Annotated in this window: 9 protein-coding genes; 4 read left to right on the top strand and 5 right to left on the bottom strand. The window is 36.1% G+C overall.

Annotated features, from left to right (window positions below; all coding sequences use genetic code 11):
* Positions 1-345 precede the first annotated feature (345 nt).
* Entirely contained in the window at positions 346-825 is a 480-nt protein-coding gene (locus EL17_RS00880) for a hemerythrin domain-containing protein (protein WP_035069005.1), read from the top strand.
* A gap of 190 nt (positions 826-1,015) precedes the next feature.
* The gene (locus EL17_RS00875) at positions 1,016-1,453 is read left to right on the top strand and encodes an RrF2 family transcriptional regulator (protein WP_035068740.1); all 438 of its coding nucleotides are present in this window, start codon (positions 1,016-1,018) and stop codon (positions 1,451-1,453) included.
* A 6-nt stretch (positions 1,454-1,459) separates the two neighbouring features.
* Here EL17_RS00875 and EL17_RS00870 read toward each other — a convergent pair whose 3' ends face one another.
* The 5 genes from EL17_RS00870 to EL17_RS00845 all read right to left on the bottom strand — a co-directional run bounded on the left by EL17_RS00870 (position 1,460) and on the right by EL17_RS00845 (position 17,933).
* Positions 1,460-2,500, bottom strand: a complete 1,041-nt coding sequence (locus EL17_RS00870) for a response regulator (RefSeq protein ID WP_035068738.1) — start codon at positions 2,498-2,500, stop codon at positions 1,460-1,462.
* Complete coding sequence (locus EL17_RS22410; protein WP_051719681.1) at positions 2,500-4,119, bottom strand: response regulator; 1,620 nt, start codon at positions 4,117-4,119, stop codon at positions 2,500-2,502. The genes EL17_RS00870 and EL17_RS22410 overlap by 1 nt, the downstream gene beginning before the upstream one ends.
* A gap of 54 nt (positions 4,120-4,173) precedes the next feature.
* Positions 4,174-8,430, bottom strand: a complete 4,257-nt coding sequence (locus EL17_RS22405) for a PAS domain S-box protein (protein ID WP_084166062.1) — start codon at positions 8,428-8,430, stop codon at positions 4,174-4,176.
* A 431-nt stretch (positions 8,431-8,861) separates the two neighbouring features.
* A complete protein-coding gene (locus EL17_RS00850) occupies positions 8,862-13,406 on the bottom strand; it encodes a PAS domain S-box protein (RefSeq protein WP_164674883.1) in 4,545 nt (1,514 codons plus the stop codon).
* A 357-nt stretch (positions 13,407-13,763) separates the two neighbouring features.
* Complete coding sequence (locus EL17_RS00845; RefSeq protein ID WP_035068730.1) at positions 13,764-17,933, bottom strand: PAS domain S-box protein; 4,170 nt, start codon at positions 17,931-17,933, stop codon at positions 13,764-13,766.
* A gap of 1,114 nt (positions 17,934-19,047) precedes the next feature.
* Between EL17_RS00845 and EL17_RS00840 the strand changes: the two genes are divergently transcribed.
* On the top strand, positions 19,048-20,205 hold the full coding sequence (locus tag EL17_RS00840; protein WP_035068728.1) for a zinc-dependent alcohol dehydrogenase: 1,158 nt from the start codon (positions 19,048-19,050) through the stop codon (positions 20,203-20,205).
* Between the two features lie 12 nt (positions 20,206-20,217).
* The gene (locus tag EL17_RS24240; protein ID WP_316932607.1) at positions 20,218-20,994 is read left to right on the top strand and encodes a hypothetical protein; all 777 of its coding nucleotides are present in this window, start codon (positions 20,218-20,220) and stop codon (positions 20,992-20,994) included.
* The last annotated feature ends 36 nt before the right edge of the window (positions 20,995-21,030 follow it).

The following is a 21,030-nucleotide window of genomic DNA, read 5'->3' as shown; positions in this document are numbered from 1 at the left end:
ATTTTTTTATGAATACCTTATGCGTTTTCCGTGTTAAGTTTAAGGATATAAAATATTAAGGATGTAGGAAGTGAAGGTTCCTTTATGCTTTTTGTACCAGTTCTCTTAGGGATAAAATTTCTGGTATTAAAGTAATGATTAGATATATTTTATTCTTAAAGATTTAAATGTGGATACGGTACTGTTTAACAGGGTTTGGCAGCTTTTTCAATAAAGAATGATTAATCCAGATAAAAATGTCTTTTTAATAATCTCTTATATCCGTATCTTTGATTGAAAGATAGAGGATAAAGGTTATTTTTTAATTTCATTTTAGGGGCGTAGAAAATAAAAACACACATGGCAATGCCTTTAAAAAGACATACTGCACTCATACCATTGTCCCAAGACCATCACGGAGCCTTGTTATTGGTATGGAAGATCAGACAGGGGTTGAAATCAGGAATAGAACGGAATAGACTGATCGGTTATATTAAATATTTTGCTGAAAGTTATTTAGAGCCACATTTTCAGATTGAGGAGGGGTTGGTATTTTCCTATTTGGGCAAGAATGATTCTATGAGGATTCAGGCAGAATTTGAACACCAACTTTTAAGAACACAGATAAGTAATATAAATCAGCAAGTTCCTAGTGAAAATTTAGATATCAAAAAGTTTTCTGATACATTAGAGTCCCATATTCGCTTTGAAGAAAGAAAATTATTTCAACACATGCAGGCAGAACTGATGGATAAAGATCTGGCAGAGATGGAAAAAGCCATAAAAAAAGTACACTTTAAATTTCAGGAAATTTGGGATGATGAGTTTTGGGTTGAGAATAAGTAATTAAAATTGATGTTAGGAGATCCATATAATAGGTCTATCTTTATTAAGATGTTTTGCCGCATTGACTTATGACATGATTTGTTTTTCAATATATTGGCATATTTTAGATATAATCTGGACCATTGGCTATGCTATTCTATCTAAATAAAATAGATGCCTAAAGATGAAGTAATAGTAAATTAAGATTAATATGTTTTCAAAAGCTTGTGAATATGGTATCAGGGCAGTAATATTTATCTGCTCGCAAACTAAACACGGGAAAAAGATGGGAGTAAAGGATATCTGTAAAGAGATAGATGCTCCAGAATTCTTTACAGCAAAAGTATTGCAATCTTTGGCCAAAAAAAATATAATCAGTTCATCCAAAGGTCCTACTGGTGGCTTTTTTATCAACAGTGAACAAGAGAAGTTAAAAGCCATAGACCTGGTAATAGCCATAGACGGAGACAAAATTTTTAGAGGATGTGCCCTAGGGTTAAAGCAATGCTCAGAACTAAATCCGTGTCCCATCCATAATGAATTTAAGGATATCCGGGAAAGCCTTACCCATATGCTGGAAAACAAAACCATCCAGGAGCTAGCTGCGGAAGTAGAAAACGGTCTGGCTACATTGGCTCGGATCGCTTAGAAGCTATTATTCCTTATCAGGAGATTGAGTATGAGTAGCTATATGGATCTGTTCAGCCCTGGCAGAGATATCTCTAACGATATCATCGAGTTCATGAGCAGAATCCAGTATATAATCTAGCAGTTCCTGGTGGTTTTCCACATTATCACGGTCCATTTTTATTAAGTTTACCAAGCTCATCAGGCGGGCTATAGGTGCCCGTACTACATGGGATTGTATCCAGGATATTTCCTTTAATTTAGAATTTTGTTTTTCTATGGTAGATATATGGTTCATCTGGTCCGTGATGTCATTGGCCAATACAATCCGTGCATCCCTGCCTTTATAATTGATATAGTTGCTTTGGATTTCTACCTGAATAATTCTTCCGTTTTTTGTTATATGTCTATTGATGAGTTTATTATAGGATTTGTTATTGGATGAAGCGACTTTCCATATTTCATCAAATTCTTGAAGATCTTCTTTTGGCCGGATCTCCCTGATGCTCATAGATAAAAATTCTTCGATAGCGTATCCGTAATGTTTTATGGCGGATATGTTAACATCTAAAAACATCAAAGTCTCTGAGTCAAAGACAAACATAGGTTGAGGGCTTAATTGAAATAGATTACCGTATCTTAACTTTGCCTCTTCTAAATCAGATAGTATTTTTTTTCGTTCGATGTTATAAATCAGACTTTTATATAAAGATGATGGGGTGAGTTCATCCTTAAGTAAATAATCAGAAATGCCCAAAGAAAGGGACTTAATACTGAATTCAAAATCAGAATAGCCGGATAAAACAATAATGGGGCTGTTGGCATTGATGCTTACTACCTCGTTAATTAAATTTTCCCCTTGATTATCCGGCAAAGAAAGGTCTAAAAATATTACATCAAAGGTTTTATGTTCAGGACTGGTCAATAACAGGGACGCTTCTTTATAATTTTTGGCGATCTCTATTATCGGAGTGGCTATATGTTCCTCCAGATAATCTGTAATGAGAAGTAAATCTCCAGGATTGTCCTCGATCACAAGTATGCGGTATGGATGGGTATCTTTAAACACTAGTTTATATCTGTTATATTATATATATGATTGGCCCAATGGACTTTCAATTTAGAAACTATTTCATCAAAAATTTCCACTTCCACAGGCTTTACTATATAACCTTCAGCCAGTTTTTGCATTGATATAGGCTGGTCATTTTCATAGGGTGAAGTGCTGATGATGATAACCGGTAAATCGGAAGTTTTAGGATTGTTTTTTAAATGATCGAGCACTTCGTGTCCGTTTTTTTTAGGCAAATTAACATCTAGTAATACCAGATCAGGGTAGGTGGAAATTTGGCCCGGACATCCTTTTTCTAAGTAATGAATTGCTTCTTCACCATTTCTTACGATGCTTACAAAGTTATTTAACTTACTCTCCTGTAAGACCTCCGTAGTTAAAAGTATGTCACCTTCTGAATCTTCTACCAATAAAATATGAACAGGTTTGGCAAATATGATTCTATAAGTGTTTCCATTGTCTTTTGAAGGTTTTACTGATAATTTGCCACCATGACGCTGCACTATTTTCTGACAGATGGCCAGATCCAGCAGATTATTTCTGCTATTTGATGAGATGGGCGAATGTTTAAACGGATTGATAGGAGTGTCTCCTGGGATGTTTAAAGCCACTGTACCTTTATCTTTAAGGATAAAATGGTAGAAATTATTTTTTTCTTCTACGTCAATAGATATTTTAGGATGGACAGTTTCCCTTAGGTGCATAGTAGACTGCATTAAAAGTATGGAAAAAACTTTTTTTAATAATGCAGCGGGTAAATAGATGTCAGCGTACTCCTTGATCTCTATGTGGATACTTTTATGCGATACTCCTGTACCGAGGTGAAGAAATATGTCGTTAATGAGATTTTTAAAATCAATTTTAGCATATACTGAGGGGGATATTTCAGTATGGGCATACGCTAATACCTGGTCCAGGGTAAGATTTATTTCATCCAGGGCCCCTTTTAAGTTTTGATAAAACGGTCCATCTATAGGCAGGTTAACATTGATTTCATCTTTATTATTAAAGTAAGTTTGCAGTTTGTTTAAGGTAGAGATCAGATTTTTCCCGGTTATATTGGCGAAATCCTCCATTAATATGCTTTGGTGTCTTATTAATTTTCGTGTTTGTTCCAGAATATTGTTTTTGCGTCTTAACTCCAATAATCTCTGAACTTGTCTCGACAACTTTTTTAAAGCGTCTATTTGGCTTGTATTTAAGGATCTGGGTTCGATATCTTTTACACATAACGCTCCTATCGGAGCATTATCTGAAGAAACCAATGAAATGCCTGCATAAAAAACCACATGTGGATATCCCGTTACCAATGGGTTATCGTTAAACCTATCATCGATACGCGCATCTTGAACCACAAATGGTTCTTTATGTTGTATGGTATGCATACAGAAGGAGTGGTCTATGATGGTTTCTTTAATATCGATTCCATGGTTAGATTTAAAAAACTGTCTTCTTTCATCCAGAATAGTGATCAAAGAAATAGGGGTCCCGCAAATCATAGCGGCTAAAAAAGTAATATCATCATATTCTTTTTCAGATAAACTATCTAAAATATCATACCCTTTTACAGCATTTAGAGATTGTTCTGACAATTTAAAACTGTTGTTATCTACCATATGTACTTCATTATAAGCTAAATTTTCATATTATCGAAAACCTATATTCTTATGTCAATCCAACACTTTTAATATAGTGAAATTAAATGTGCTGCCTTCTCCTTCCCGGGATTCCACCCAAATGTCCCCACCCAAATAATCCACGATTTTTTTACAAATAGCCAACCCCATACCGGAGCCCGAGTATTGGTCTTTATAATGTAGTCTTTGGAACATGATGAATATTTTTTCAAAGTAATCCGGATTGATTCCTATTCCATTATCTTTCACTTGAAAATGCCAATGATTTTGCAAACTTTTGCTGCTGATCTTTATATGAGGGGTAGCCCCTTCAGCTTGGTATTTTAACCCATTTTCTATTATGTTTAAAAACAGGTGCCTAAGAGGGGTTTTTACACTTTTAATGATGGGAAGTCTTTCATAATCGATGATCGCCTGAGTATCATCGGTTTGTTTTTTTAGCAAAGCTTTGATCTCTGAAATAAGTTCATTCAAATTTATGTTTTCATGTGACTCTTCCATTCTGCCTACTCTCGAATAGGATAACAGGTCCAATATAATCTGCTTCATCCTTTGGGCACCATCTATGGCAAAATGTATGTACTGCCTACCCTTGTCATCAAGTAATGGATTATATTTCTTTTCAATTTGCTGAAGAAAACTGCTGATCATTCTTAGAGGCTCTTGAAGATCATGGGATGCGACATAGGCAAACTGTTCCAATTCAGCATTCGAAAACGCCAGATCTTTGGCTTGTTTGGTTAGGTTTACATTTAACTGATATAACTTTTTTTCCACAGCTTTTCTCTCACTTATATCTGTATGGATACCAAATGCTGCGATCAGTTCCCCTTTATCATTGTAGATAGGTCCTGCACTTAAGTAGAAATGAATAGTTTTCCCTTCTTTGGTTATCAGATCTATATCACCCTGCCAGTGATGGCCAGAAAATATTTCTTGAAAAACTTCGGTTGCAAAAGCTTGATCGGCATAATATTCCAAAGAATTGTCAACTTTTTTTACTTCTTCCTCCTCATATCCCATTAATGACGAGAATGATGGGTTGATGTAAGATGTTTTTTTGTCACTATGGATGATGCCTATACATTCTTTGGAGCTTTCTATGATCTTTTTGAATTGAACCAGTTCCAGTTCGGCTATTTTTTTTGAGGTAATGTCTTTAAAATAAATCGTTAACCCCTGACCTGAAGGGTATACACTGGTATCAAGCCATAGCTCTAATGGGGCATAGTACGCTTCAAATCTAGATGGTTCTTGTTCTTTTAATGCCTGTTCATAACGGCTATGAAATGCCAAATCACGGGTTTCGGGAAACATTTTCCAAAAGTTTTGATTTAAAACCTCTTCCCTTTTTTTGCCTATGATTCGCTCAGCTTCATTGTTCCAATAGGTAATGTTCCATTTTTTATCCAGAGAAAAGAAGCCGTCACGTATACTTTCAAGAGTTTCTGCAATTTTCTTATTAGAGGCTGCTAGTAATGATTCCTGTTCTTTCTTTTCAGTGATATTTTTAGCTATGCCGAATATTAGTCCGTCCTCTTCCAGGGGCGTAGATGTCCAGGCAAGCCAAATATAATTTCCATTTTTTGTAAGATACTTCGTTTCATGGTAGGATACTTTTTGACCGCTACTCAGAAAAGCCAGTGTCTGGTAAGTGTTTTTTTTAAAATCAGGGTGCACTAAGTCTATAAATGGTGTTTTTAATATCTCTTCATGCGTATAGCCCAAAGCCTGTTCGAAAGACGGATTTATTTTCTTGAAATATCCATCAAAACTTGCAATGCATAAAAAATCAGGAGAAAGGTCAAAAAACAGGTTGAGTTCTAGCTCGGCTTTTTTTCTTTGGATATCTGTAGCAATTTGGTCTATGATATATTGGCTGATAGAGAAGCCATGATCCAGGGTTGGATCTGAATTTTTATACAACACTATTACGCCCACTACCTGCTCCTGAATGATGATAGGATATGCTATAGCGCTCTTGAGGCCGTTTTTCCTTGCAAATGCTTTATGTATATAAATAGGACTCTCGTCTAAATCATGTATGATGTGATATGATTTTGACTGCCAAACATATCCAGGTAGACCTTGATTAATGTTCAGGTTGATTTTCTCGTAATCCTCTATATGGATAGCACTACCGAAGTGAGCTGCCCTAAAGAGTCTGTTTTGTTCATAATTGGTAACCCATATCTCACCAAAAGGAAGTTCCCTATATCCTACGATATGCATCAATATTTTCTCATAGGTTTTTTCCAGGGACAGGTTTTCTGAGAATACTTTTCTTAGGCCAAGTTTGAGTTTGTCTTCTCTTTCTGTCGCTTTTTCTTCAGTAATGTCGTGTGCAGCCCCTACCATCCGGACGGCATGGCCATCAGTATCTCTGATGATTACCCCTCTGTCTTTGATATATGTATATATACCGTTGGCTTTCTTAAACCTGTATTCGGATTCCCAGGTAAGGCCTTCCCCTTTTAATACTAGATCTATTGAATCTATTACTCTTTGCATGTCATTAGGGTGTACAAAGTTAAACCAGGATGTATTAGGCATATTGAAATCATCTGCCTGATATCCAAATGCATTATAAAAACCTGTAGATATAAAAATAGTCCCTTCGGTCAAATCCCAATCCCAGATAGCATCAGAAGTAGCCTGAATCACATATTCATATCTTTTTTTACTTTCTTGTAATTCTTTTTCTATTTTTATCCTAGAGGTGATATCTGTTCCCATACTCTGAAATTCCACAGGTTTTCCATCAGGATCCGTAAGACAAATAAAATCCCATAAAGTATGAATGGTACCTCCATTTGGGGTAACCTTGTCCAATTCGACCTTATAGACCTGATTAGGGTTTTGAAGGCATTGTGCGATGATCTCTCTTATTCTGTAATGGTGATAATCTTTTGTAGACAGAAATGAACGCTGATCACTGCTATTGTCTTCGTTGAATACCCAACCAAAATCTTGCTCATATTTTTTGTTGATAAAGGTATAATTTCCATTTAAATCTATTCTCACTACATAATGAGTCTGTGTTTCTACTAAGCCCCGATGCCTAGCTTCACTTTTCAATAATTTCTCTTCAGCCAGTTTTCTCTCGGTGATATCTTGTACCGTACCTTCTAGAAGCACTATTTCTCCATGGCTATTGGTTACTAGATTTTCCTTTTGGTACAGCCACTTGATCTCACCGGAGTTTAAAATTATTCTGTGTTCAAAATCCTTATTGGCATTACCTTCCATAGCAGCAGATAATCTAGAGCTAAAGGCTTTTCTGTCATCCGGATGTACATAATGGAGAAATGCTTCAGGTGCATCAATCACACTGTTTTTATCTATTTGCCATATTTGGTAAATTTCTTCTGACATAAACACATCTCCCGTCATGAGATCTACCTTCCAATACCCTATTTTAGCCAACTGCTGAGCAGCCAGCAGCTTGGTTTCATTGTCCTCTAATTTTGCTAAAGCGGCTTCCCTGTCAGTTACATCCTGACATATTAAAATTTTAGCAGGGTGTAATGCATTAATTACATTAAAGGTGCATGATACTTTTATTAATTGGCCATCTTTTTTTTGGAGGGTCATTAAAATAGGCAGCTCCATATTCAGGGTTTGCTTTGACTTCTTGTTTTTAAAAACATCTATGTTATCATTTAAAACAAATAATTCATTCACTGCCATGTCAAAAAACTCCGAATAATCATATCCCAGTGCGTGTATAGCAGGTTGGTTGACCTCTACTATTTGCAGTGTGTCAGGATGATAAATAAATTTATATAAAGGGTCTAAATTGAAAAGTAAATGGGCATCTTTATGCGAAAAAAACATTTTTTTGGCTATAAATCCTACCTCAGACCTTTCTAATGGGTCAATTTCAGCAGTGATATCCGGTAAAACGTTTGCCGGATCAAACATTTGTAAAAATAGGTATTCAATTTTTTCAGTAGCATTATAGATAGGAGTTACCCTTATTTGTAAGTGCTTGTTAGCGGTATTTGCTTTCGTATGGATAGGTACTGATATTTCCTGCTCTGATTTAGTATTTATTACTACTTGGACAATTTCATATATGCCATCTAGTAAACTTTTTTGAAAGGGACTATCTATTTTATTTAATATTCCTTTTACCTGCCCACCGTCATGTTCTTTTCGATTTAAACCCAGAAGATTTAACATGGCATCATTTATTGAAATAATTTCAAAGTTGGCATTTGGATTCAATAGAAAACCAGGTGTATACGATTTATTGAATACCTCATACATAATTTTGCTGTTAATCATTTTGGGTTTTCTGGGTTTTTATGGTTTTACTTACTCTTTTAATTTTATATCGTTTTCTATTCGCTTTGCATTTTTAATATACACCATATTCTATGATCTTTTTTTAATGGCCATAAAATATTTGCTAATTTGTAACAATTATAAAATAATAGTAAAGCTTTCAATCTATGGTAAGTGTTTGCTACCATGTAAATTTTACCAGCAGAAAGTAAAATTATAGGTTATTGATACTGTATGATTAAGGGTAGAGGCTTAACTCTATGTTTGGATAGGAGATAGGATATTTAGTATATAAAAGTAGAGGATAAACTCATGGCAAATAGGAAGGGCAGCGCAGTAATACTGGAAAAAACAGCAGAGGTGTGCAGCTCTTTATTAGCTGCACACTTGAATATAATGCGTTTCCGGCTATTAATAACCTTAGAATAAAGTTATAGGTCTTTTGATAATGTAAAATAAAAGGTACTACCAATGTCAGGTTGGGACTCTACCCATATTTTTCCGCCATATTTTTCAACTAATTTCTTGCATAGGGCCAGCCCTATTCCTTTTCCAGATGTTGAATCATGATGTTCCAGTGTTTGGAACAGCTGGAATATCCTATTGGCATTTGAGGGGTCGAATCCGATGCCATTATCCCTAATGGAAAAAAACCAGTGGGTTTTGGTAGCATTGAAATCAATATTAATCCGTGGTCTTTCAACATTGAAAGTGAGGCTATTATCCAATAGGGATTCAAATATTTTAGTAAAATCCGATTTATTGCCTTTGATGGTAGGTAGTTTTGGATAGTCGATCAATGCATATCTTGCTACTATTTTATGTCTTAGGGACTTATTTATATTCTGAATAACTTCATTGAGGTCTACCTTCTCATAGGCATCTTTATCATTACCTGCCAAGGTGTATTCCAAGAGACCCTTAATCATGTATTGAAGTTTATCTGTGTTTTGAATCGCATCAGATATAGCTGGAATCACCTCTGGATGTGTGTTTTGATGATAGGCTTCATGAAGATTATTTAGGTTTTCTTTTATCCTGATTATGGGCATTTGAAGGTCATTGGAAGCTATGAGTGCAAACTGTTCCAATTCTTTTTGAGTATCAGCAAGTTCTTTAGCCTGTTGCTTTATATCATTGTATAGGACTTTTAGTTTACTTTCTATCTCTCTTCGCTTACTTATATCTGTATGGATCATATATACGGCTATAAGCTTGCCTTCTTCATCGAAAATAGGACCGCCACTGATATGATAGCTGTGCAGTTTTCTTTCCTTAGTAACAAGTTCTACATCTCCTTTCCAATATTTTCCTGATAACAGCGTGGAAAACACTTCCGCTGCAAGGTCCTCATTTGCAAAGGCTTGTTGGGGTCCACCCAGCTGTTGGAGCTTCTCAGCGCCATATCCCAGTGATTCCGTGTAAGCCGGATTTAAATATATAGAATCATTTACGGTACTGATGATAGCTATTTCATCTTTGGAGTTTTCGATTACATTTTTGAATGTTAATAGTTTAGTAGATTCGTTTTTAATCTTAGTAATATCTTTAAAATAAACAGTAATTCCTCCGTCACTTGGAAAAGCGCTAACGTTAAACCATTTGGCAAAGGGAGGGAAATACTCTTCAAAATTTACGATTTCCCTATCTTTCATCGCCCGGTTGTATTCTTTATAGAATAACAGTTTTAGTGCCTCAGGAAACGATTCCCACAGACTCTTTCCCAACACATCTTCTCTTTTGGAATAAAGAATCTTTTCTGCTTCTTTATTCCAATAGGTTACTTTCCAGTCAAAATCCAAGGCAAAAAATCCATCCTGGATACTTTCCAGGGTTTCAGAAAGCTTAGCGTTTGAATTTTCAAGTGCCTTTTCTTGTTTTTTCCGAGCAGTGATGTCCTTTCCTATAGTGAATAAAAAGCCTTGATCTACAGAAGCTACTGTATCCCAGCCTACCCAGATATAATCTCCTGATTTAGTTCTATATCTTGATTCATTATAAGCCGTTTTGCCGTTTTTCAGTGTTTCAATAGCTCCTTCAACATTTACCAGGTCCTGCTCATGGGTGTAATAATGATAGGTTAAGTGATGGCCGTCTCTTTGTATCGGACCTATTTCATTTAAAAATTTTTGGTTTACCTTAATAAATTTACCTTCTAAATCTACAATGCATAGAAAATCAGGAGATAGATCAAAAAATTGATTTAACTCCAATTCTGCTTTTTTACGCTGTATCTCAATACCAAGTAAGTTGAGGATATCAGTACTTAAGGTTGCCGATATAGCAGATCTTTGTTGTTTTTTATAATATAGCAGGATGATCGCGGTAACTTTTTCATTGAAAACAATGGGGTTTCCCCACACGCTTTTAAACTTATTTGTCTCAGCAAAACTTTTTCTGAGAAAAACGTCACTCTTTTCTATATCCTCAATAAGGGTAGGGTTTCTTGATTTAAATAGTAGCCCAGCTAAACCTTTGTCAAGATTAACCTGAAGGTAATCTTTGTCTATAGTATATGTGCCTTTACCATAGTGGGAACTTAGCGATATTGTGTTTTGGTCAAGATTAGTAAGCCATACCTCTCCATAGGAAGCTTCTGATTTTTTTAGAATGGTTTTTATTGTTTGCTTAAACGATTTCTCTAAAGAAGATTCTGTGGTAAAAATTTTATTGATGGATAATTTAATATCGTCTTCTACCTCTTTGATTTTTTCCTGATGGATGTTCTGCATAGCGCCTACCATTCTTATAGCAGTACCTTCGGCATTGCGCTGGACAAATCCTCTGTCATATACATATACGTATTCACCTGAAGATTTCAAAAAACGGTATTCACCCTCCCATGTAGAAGTATCGCTATTCAGGGTATGTTCTATGTCATCGGTTATTCTTTTATAGTCCTTGGGATGGATCAGTTTATTCCAGGAACTGATGTCTTTGTCCAGGTTTCCTGGTTGGTGACCAAATATTTTCTGAAAACCATTTCCCCAATATAAACTATTAGTCGTTATATCCCAGTCCCATATAGCATCAGAGGTGGCTTGAGTGACGAGTTCATATCGTTTATTGCTGATCTGTAATTCAGTTTCAAAACCTTTTCGTTCAGTCACGTCTCTTAAGGCACCTATCATCCTTATAGCTTCTCCTTCAGCATTTCGTATAAAAAATCCGTCTTCTATGATATCTAGATAAATTCCTTTGGGATTTTTAAATCGATACTCTTTTTTCCAATGAAATGCTTTTGGATTCTCTATGGTTTTTTTCAGGTCAGCGGAAATAATGTCCCTATCTTCTGGGTGTAATCGCTCTTCCCATAGCTTCAATGGAGCGTTTACAGTGTTAGCGTCATTATCTATAATTTCATTGTTTCCTCCCCACTGAATATAATCTTCAAGGATGTCCCAATCATATATAGCATTATTAGTAGCTTTGTTGACGTATTCATGCCATTCTATATAGTGTTTTTTCTCTGTTACATCACGGGAATTGATCACTATACCAGCTACAGCAGGATTGTCCCTCATATCTATGGCGATGGTTTCCATCCATTGATATTTACCGTGAGCAGCTTTATATCTGAAAGTGTCTGAAATAAGTTTTTTTCCCTGCAATAGGTTTAAGAACAATTCCTTAATTCTTACTAAATCATCTTTATGGATTAGTCTGAAGGCGTTTTGGCCTACTAGGTAATCTGATGTATAACCTATGATGGATTCGGAGTTTAGACTGACATAGGTAAACTCTCCTTTCTCATTCAGAATAGCTGTAAAATCAGCCCCATATTGGACCAGGCTCTTGAATCGCTGTTCATTGTGTAGAAGCTGCTTTTCAATCTGTTTTTTATATGTCCCGTCTTTAGCTATACAATAAATTACCTGCTCCCTTTCATCCCATTTAGCTGACCATAATATATATACAATGCTACCATTTTTATGGATATATCGGTTTTCGAAAGTGGATGTAAAATCCCCGTTTATAATCTGTTTGGACTCCATAGAAGTCATTTCTTTATCTTCTGGATAAACAAAGTCTAAGAAAGGCTTTCCTGTTAATTCTTCAGGTTTATATCCTAATATGCTTTCTGAGGCGGCACTCATTTCTACAAATAACCCATCTGAATCTATGGTGCAGATGATGTCAAGGGAATTTTCGAGTATTTTCCCGATTTTTATCCTGTTTTCAAAGGCCTGCTTTTCAGCAGATTTTTGAGAACTGATATCTGTCATTACCCCACGGAGATTTATCCCCCCTTTGGGATCTCTGATAATACTTACTACATCACTGATCCATACCTCAGATTGATCTTTGGCGATCATTCTATAGATATTTAAATGGTTTTTTCGCTCCTTAATTTGAGATTGAGAAAATGCTAATACATGTTCACGATCATCGGGGTGTACATGTTGGAGCCAAAAGTCCCTTGCATACCATGATTCCTGATCATAGCCAAGGATTTTTTTGGCTTGGGAACTTATAAAAGTATATTGATAGGTTTCTGGATCAGCTTCCCAAATAATGGCATCCATACTTTGGACCAGTTCTATATATTTAGATTCAGAAGCCTGGAGCTTTTTGTTACTGATAGAGGATGCTGTGACATCGGTTACGGTATGAAGAATCTGGTCTACTTCCCCATTGTCATTGATGAGTGGGATGTTATGTGGGTGCCAGTACCGAACTTCAAATTCCGACCTACCTCTGATTGGAATATCATACTGTATAGGGTCCAGGGTATGTGGTTTTTTGGAACGTATGACAGTATTTAAAGATTCTGATAATTTTTCAACACCTTCGGTGTAGGATAAGTCATATGGATTTAAGGGGAAAGCTTCAAATAATTTTTTTCCGATTAGCTCATCATTTCGCGTATTAGTTGCTTCTAAATAAGCATTATTTGCTCCTATTATAGTAAAATAGGGTGAATCAGCTTTAACAATTAAAGTTGGGGTGGGGGAGATCATGAAGATCTCACTCATATGTTGCATACTGATCATTTGTATTCGATGGGAAGGAAATATAGGGTAACAAACCAAATACATAGATACTTCTTTTTTTTTGTATGAAGAAGTATATTTGATACTAATCACAAAACATAAAAACTTTTACGAGGTATAAATACCTAAAATATGTAAACAAACTGAAGTAAAGAAGTAAAATTATCATGAGCATTTAGATAAAATAGGAATGTAAAGATCTATCCCATAAAAAATCCTGAATGAAATATAAATTATAGGTGATGACTGTTTTCATTGCTAAGCTTTCTTGGCAAATTGGTGGTACTTTTCCCATCGCTGTAAACCTGCCTGATCATTTACATGATAAAAGTCGTAAAATTAATCCAGATCTTTGGAAATGGTGAAATGTATGACAAAGCCAGGGGAGTCAGATTCTATCCAGATTCTTCCTTTGTAAAAAGATACTATTTTTCTAATTATGGATAAACCTATTTCTTTACTGTCATAAGGCTTGTCACCTTTCACTTCAAAAAGCTGAAATATTTTATTTAATTCATCTACATTATTTTTAGGACCTTTATCTCGGCATGAAAAATTCCAGGTGGTATTATCCGAACTAAAATGGATTTCAATCTCTGGTTTTCCTGGGTGATTGGTAAGGCAAATTCCGATCAGATTTTTAAATATTTGAAAAAAATGAGATTTATGGCCTTTGATTAGGGGTAGTTTGGCTACCTCTATTTTGGCATATTTTTCATGAATGTCATCTTTTAGTATTAAAAGTGTTTCTTTTATTACCTCATTTAGATCTACTTTGGAGAAATGACCCTCTTCTTTGCCGGCTAAAGTATAATCCAAAAGGTCACCGATAAGGTGCTGCATCCTGTCTGTACTCTCCATTGCTTTGTGGATATCCTGCCATCCATCCCCATCTATAGATTGGGCATAATTTGTCTTAAAGGCATGGAGGTTATGGTTTAGTTCCTCTAAAGGTTCTTTTAGGTCTTTTGAGGCAATATGGGCAAATTGGTCCAGCTCCTTTCTATAACGGGTAAGTTCCTTGGCCTGTTGTTTCAAACTATTGTATAGCGTGCGAAGTTTGCTTTCTATATCTTTTCGATTAGAAATGTCAGTATGAATGATGAAAACAGCTATCAACAAGTTGTGGTCATCATAGATAGGTCCTGAACTGATATAGTAACTTCGTATGTTTTTGGAATTATCTTTAAGTTCCACATCCCCTTTCCAATGCCTTCCTGCCAGAAGGTCTGCAAAGACTTCTACTGCCTGACTTTCATTGGCAAATATCTTTTGGGGACCTCCGAGATGTTTCAGCATTTCTGAACCATAACCAAAAGATTCTATAAATGCCGGATTTAAATACACTGATTCATTTATAGTACTGATGATTGCGATTTCATCTTGACAGCTTTCTATTACTTTTTTAAACTGGGCTAATTTAACCGCTGCAGCTTTGGTAGCCGTGATGTCTTTTAAATAGGCAGTCATACCTGTTTTAGATGGATAGGCGCTCACCATTAGCCACATGTCTAATGAGGCGAAATATTCATCAAATCTTGAGCTAACTCCCTCTTTAATTACTTTATCAAACTCTGTATATAATTTTGGAGTTTTAGCTTCGGGTAATACGCTCCAAATATTTTTTCCTAATATATTTTCTCTACTGGCATTGATCATCTTTTCAGCTGCGGTGTTCCAGTAACTAACCGTCCAGTCGCTGTCTATGGCGATAAATCCATCCTGAATGCTTTCTAGAATACTGAGCATTTCCAGATGTGAATTGGCCAAGGCTTCCTCCTGTAATTTTTTTTCTGAAATATCCTTACCTACAGCGATAATAAGGCCATCTCCCGGAAAAGGTTTAGCTGTCCATGATAGCCATTGGTAAGTGCCTGACTTTTTTTTCATTCTGCTTTCATGGTTCATGATCTCACCGGAGGCTACCTTATCTGCCATATCAGTAAAAATATGCCTATCTTCTGAATGGATAAGCTCTATAAAGTTAGTAGATATAATGTCGTCTTTATGGTAACCCAACAATGTGATAAATGCCTCGTTTATTTTCATATAAACACCATTGGCATCTGTGATACACATGAGGTCAGGGGATAGTTCGAAAAAGTGGTCCAGTTCTAATTCTGCTTTTTTTCTTTGAATTTCACTTCCCAAAAAGTCTAAAATCTCTTGAGTGAAAGGAGCACCCTTACTCATGTTCTCTTTCGTTTTATAAAAGAAAATTATTACTGCGATGACTTGCTTATTAGAGTGGATGGGAAAGCCTGAGATAAATCCAAAGTTATTTTCTTTGGCAAAAGTTTTTCTGATAAAATCAGGATCATCTTCTATAGCATCTATATAAAAAGGTACGTTTTGACTCCAAACCTTGCCAGGAAGTCCATGGTCTTTCTCAAACCAGCCATGATCTTCACTTACAGTATATTTATTAATCCCGTAGTGGGCTCTTAAAGCTATGCTTTTCCTATCTAGGCTTGTCATCCATATTTCTCCAAAGGCGTATTCGTGGATTTTATAAATTGCTTTTAAAGAATCTTTTAAGCAATGATTTAATGTTTTTCTAAGGGTAAAGATTTTACCTATTCCTAATTTTAGGCTCTTTTCCACTTCTCTAATTTTATCTTGGTGTATGTTCTGCATGGCCCCCACCATACGTAGGGCTTTTCCAGATTCATCCCTAACTACAAACCCTCTGTCATAGACATAATTATATTCACCATCTGATTTTAGAAACCGGTATTCACCTTCCCAGATGTTTTTATTGCTTGTTATGATTTGTGATATTTGACCTGTTACTTTTTTAAAATCTTTGGGGTGAATCCGCGAATGCCAGGAATGGATGTGGTCCTGGGATAGGGCTGAAGAATATCCAAAAAGTTTCTCTATCCCGCCTCCCCAGAAGACACTATTAGTTCCTATATCCCAATCCCAGATAGCATCCGATGTCGCCTGGGTGACCAGTTCATATCTTTGATTGCTTAGCTGGAGGGCTGTTTCGTATTTTCTCTGTTCTGTGATGTCCCTTATGGCGCCTATCATTCTAATGACTGCTCCGGACCTGTTTCTTACAAAGAAACCGTTAATGTTGATATCTAAGTAATGACCTTTTTCATGCGCTATTCGACAGGTAGTTTCAATGTGCTGAACATCTGTCTGTGAAATCATCTCATTTAGATGTTTTAGGGTGTTTTCCCTGTCATCAGAGTGTATTCTTTCAGAAAAATCTTTTATTTTCTGCTTCATTATTTCACTAGGAGCATTAAACAGCAGGGCGGTATTACCTCCCCATTGAATGAGATCTTCTTCGAGGTTCCAGTCAAAAATGGCATTGTTGGTAGCTTTGTTTACATATTCATACCATTCAAGGTAATGTTTTTTCTCTGTAACATCTCGTGCGTTTATAACCACACCATTGATGATGGGGTTATTTAACATATTAATAGCGTAAGTCTCCAACCATATGTATTTCCCGTCCTTTTTCTTCGTTCGGAAAGTATCGATGACTGTTTTCTCCCCATCTATGATTTTATTGAATAGCCTGATGATTCTATCGACATCTTCAGGATGGATAAAAGAAAAGGCATTTTTTCCTAATAATTGGTCTGTTTCCCAACCTGTAATAGTTTTGGAAGAAGGACTTACATAAGTGCTAATACCGGTTATATTGAGAATGGCTATAAAGTCCGCACCATGCTGTACCAAACTCTTAAATTGTTCTTCATTTAGCTTCCGATGCGCTTCTGCTTTTTTAAATATGGTAGCATCTTTTCCTACGCAGAAAATCCTTTCTTCATTTCTATCCCAATGGGCAGACCATAGCATGGGGATAGATTTTGCATTTTTATGAATAAATCTGTTTTCAAATGATAAGGGTTCTATTGCGCCTATCAGATTATTGGTTTGCTGTAACGTAAGTGGTTTATCTTCCTCATGTACAAAATCCACAAACGCCCGGCCTTCTACTTCTTTACGGGTATAGCCCCAGATTACTTCTACTGCTGCATTAATTTCTCTGACCTTACCTGTGGCATCTACTGTACAGATGATGTCCAGAGAATGGTCAAGAATCTTTTGGATTTTTCTTTCACTTTCCTTCACAAATTCATCAGCATCCGTCACTTCCGTGATCATGTGAAGAATGTATTCTATATTTCCATCTTCATCTAAGATGGGATGGTTCTGCGGTTCCCAGTATTTTATCAGGCTTTGGTTGTATGTATGATGGTGTATGTCATAACTGAACCGTTTCATAATATCTGGCTTTTTAGTAGCAATCACTCTTTCGAGTGAAGAACGAAGCATGTGTAGCCCATGGGATCCATTAAAAACAGCATGAGAGTGAAATACATCGAATAATTTCTGTCCTATTAATTGCTCATTTGTCAAATCAGAAATTTTGTTAAAAGCTGGGTTTGCATTTACCATTTCATAATCAGTAGAAACAGCTTTAATAATCAGCATTGGAAGAGGTGAAATATGGAATATTTCTTTTAAATAACGATTACTGACCATGTAATATAAGGTTTATATCAAAGTAGCAGGGAACTTTGAATGAGGTTGGTTATTTGTAATAATGGATTATCGCTACTGACGGCTACCATATCTTTATAATAGGGTATATATGTATCAAATATGATTATGAATTGTAAATATATAGATATCAATGTAGGTATAGCGCGTGTAATAACCAATTAAGAAACTATTTTTTTCCATGATTAAGCTACCACTAATCCCATATAAATGAATAACAACTCTTTATTTTAGGAACATCTTAGATACATGATATTTTCTTACAAATGTGCTTTCCGTTCTTTCTACAAATTATACATAAATGATATTTTTTCTACCTGTATACAAACCATGTAACATACACCCCATAATGATTGAATGCTTTTGAGTCCAATAATATATTGAATTATATACATAATTCACAAATTTATTTTAAAAAACAATGAATAATACGTGAATTCAATCAGAATACATGATTAATATCATGATTATTGCCTAATGGTAGGTAGAATTATAGTTGAGGTAAAGGATGGATAGAGAATACGCGTGAGGGACATTTCATCCCCGCGAAATCTACGTGGGGACATAGGTATGCCTTAGGATTGGAAGGTGGTAATAATAAATATCCGGATATTGTAAAGTGTAGTAATTATCCCGGTGAAATAAAATCCGGAGCACTGGATTTGCTATTTATTAATTGTGGTGGAAAAGACCCAATGTATCACTTGTGAAGAGCGAAACCTGTAGCCAACTTCCATAGAGGTTTTTATTCATAAAAAAAAGAAATATTTTTTAAACATTCTATGGAAGCTCCATTTTCTCGTATTAGTACCGAATATTGTTATTTAAATGTCTTAAAAATCAGTATTAAATGGATTTAAATTAGCTGCAATATATAGATTTGTTATTTTGTAAACCTTGACTAATAACTCCATATTGTAAATTTTTAAATTAATATATAAACCAAACAAGAAAAAACAGTATAATTCTATTTAATGGCATGGTTTTTTTGGTAATGATAAGAGATGAAGCATTTTGAACTCCAAGGTTTATATGGACTGACCAAATCGAAATGTTCTAATATTTTTAATCTTTTAACCTTTAAAACAACATCAATATGTTAGCAATGAATTATAGAGGACCCCAGCGGGTTCGTATGGATCGAGATAAACCAATGCCTGAAATACTACATCCACAGGATGCGATAGTCAGGGTTACCCGATCTTGTATTTGTGGATCCGATCTCCATTTATATAATGGACTGGTCCCTGATACAAGGGTAGGTTCTACATTTGGCCACGAATTTATTGGAGTGGTCGAAGAAGTAGGATCTGACGTCCATAAATTGAAGGTGGGGGATAATGTAATGGTCCCTTTTAATATTTCATGTGGAGAATGTTCATTTTGTAAGCAAGAATTATATGGTAACTGCCATGAAGCTAACCCAGGAGCTACGGCAGCCGGCGGTATATTTGGGTATTCTCATACTACAGGTGGATATGATGGGGGCCAAGCAGAATATGTAAGGGTCCCTTACGCAAATGTAGGACCTACTGTAATACCTGAAGGAATGGATCCTGATGATGCTGTATTGCTTACGGATGTAGTGCCTACAGGATATCAAGCTGCAGAGATGGGTGGCATACAAAAAGGGGATACCGTAGTTGTATTTGGAGCTGGACCAGTTGGGATCATGGCTGCCAAATGTGCTTGGCTTTTCGGAGCGGGCAGGGTTATAGTTTTCGATAAAGAAGAATACCGATTAGAATTCGTAAGAAATTACGCTAACTGTGAAGCATATAATTTTGAATCCACAGGTGACCCTGTACTTTTCGTAAAGAAAGAAACGGATTGGATAGGAGCAGACGTCTGCATAGATGCTGTAGGTGCCGAGGCAGCCGGCAATGCACTTCAGACCATAACTGGTAGAAAATTGATGCTCCAGGCTGGTTCTGCCACAGCAGTACATTGGGCCGTAAATGCTGTAAAAAAAGGAGGGACAGTATCTATAGTGGGTGTATATGGGCCTACTGATAACCTAGTCCCTATAGGTAATGTAGTCAATAAAGGCATTACCATAAGAGCCAATCAAGCTTCTGTAAAAAGATTACTTCCAAGGCTTATCGAGCACGTTCAAAATGGAGTATTAGACCCAAAAGGTCTAATCACCCATAGAATACCTATGGAAGAAACAGCTGATGCATATCATATTTTCTCCGAAAAACTTGATAATTGTATCAAGCCAGTACTTATACCACCATCCGCTAAACGATAAAATATAATAATCATGGAAAATACCAATCAACAATTTGCACATATAAAAGGCTGGGGTATAGATGCGGATCCTAAAAATGATCCTACTTACCCTATGAAAAATAGACAGATAGCCATTAAAAGAGGATATAGCTGGAATAGGCCTGAACAACAACCTATCAACCAAGAGATCCTTCATTCCATAGAAAGACCGAATGTCACAGCTGTATTTGGAACATCAGCACCACCTTCAGGTTTAAGTGGTGCTATCAGAAGATTTGCTTTTACTCAAAGCGAAAATTCCTACTTACACTGGCTGCCCCTGATCTTAGCCGACCGGGTGAATGAAGTAGAGGGAATAGTGGAAGACTTGAAGGCAGGTCATGTTCCAAACATTTTTGCAGAGAAAGGGTGGAAGGCAAAATGGAAACATAATCCAGAAGGCCTGATATTGAATGTAGCATTGAGTACTGCCGTTGCGACAGCTTTCATTACTTATATGGTAAAAAGCAAAAAGGATTCTGACCTTGAATACGATGATTCGGTTACCGCCAAGGCACATGCTTTAGGCACAGCCGCTAAAAATAAAGGTAAGCGCTATGTGCATAGTGCCCATGACCATCTTTCAGAATCCCCAGCAGACCATGTTGCTAAAAATGAGGTTGAGGCATTAAAAGATAGAGCAAATTCCGAAATAAGTAAGGCTGAAAACTTCACAGATAAAGCTATTGATACAGTGGAACCGCTGATACCTTCTAAAGGCTGGTTGTCCCACCTATTTGCTGCAATTATTCCTTCAGTTGTGAAATAATATATTAATCTGATAAGAAAAGCTATCCGTACATTA

Source organism: Anditalea andensis, assembly GCF_000714815.1.
GTDB lineage: Bacteria > Bacteroidota > Bacteroidia > Cytophagales > Cyclobacteriaceae > Anditalea > Anditalea andensis.
This window is presented reverse-complemented; position numbering and strand designations above follow the sequence as displayed.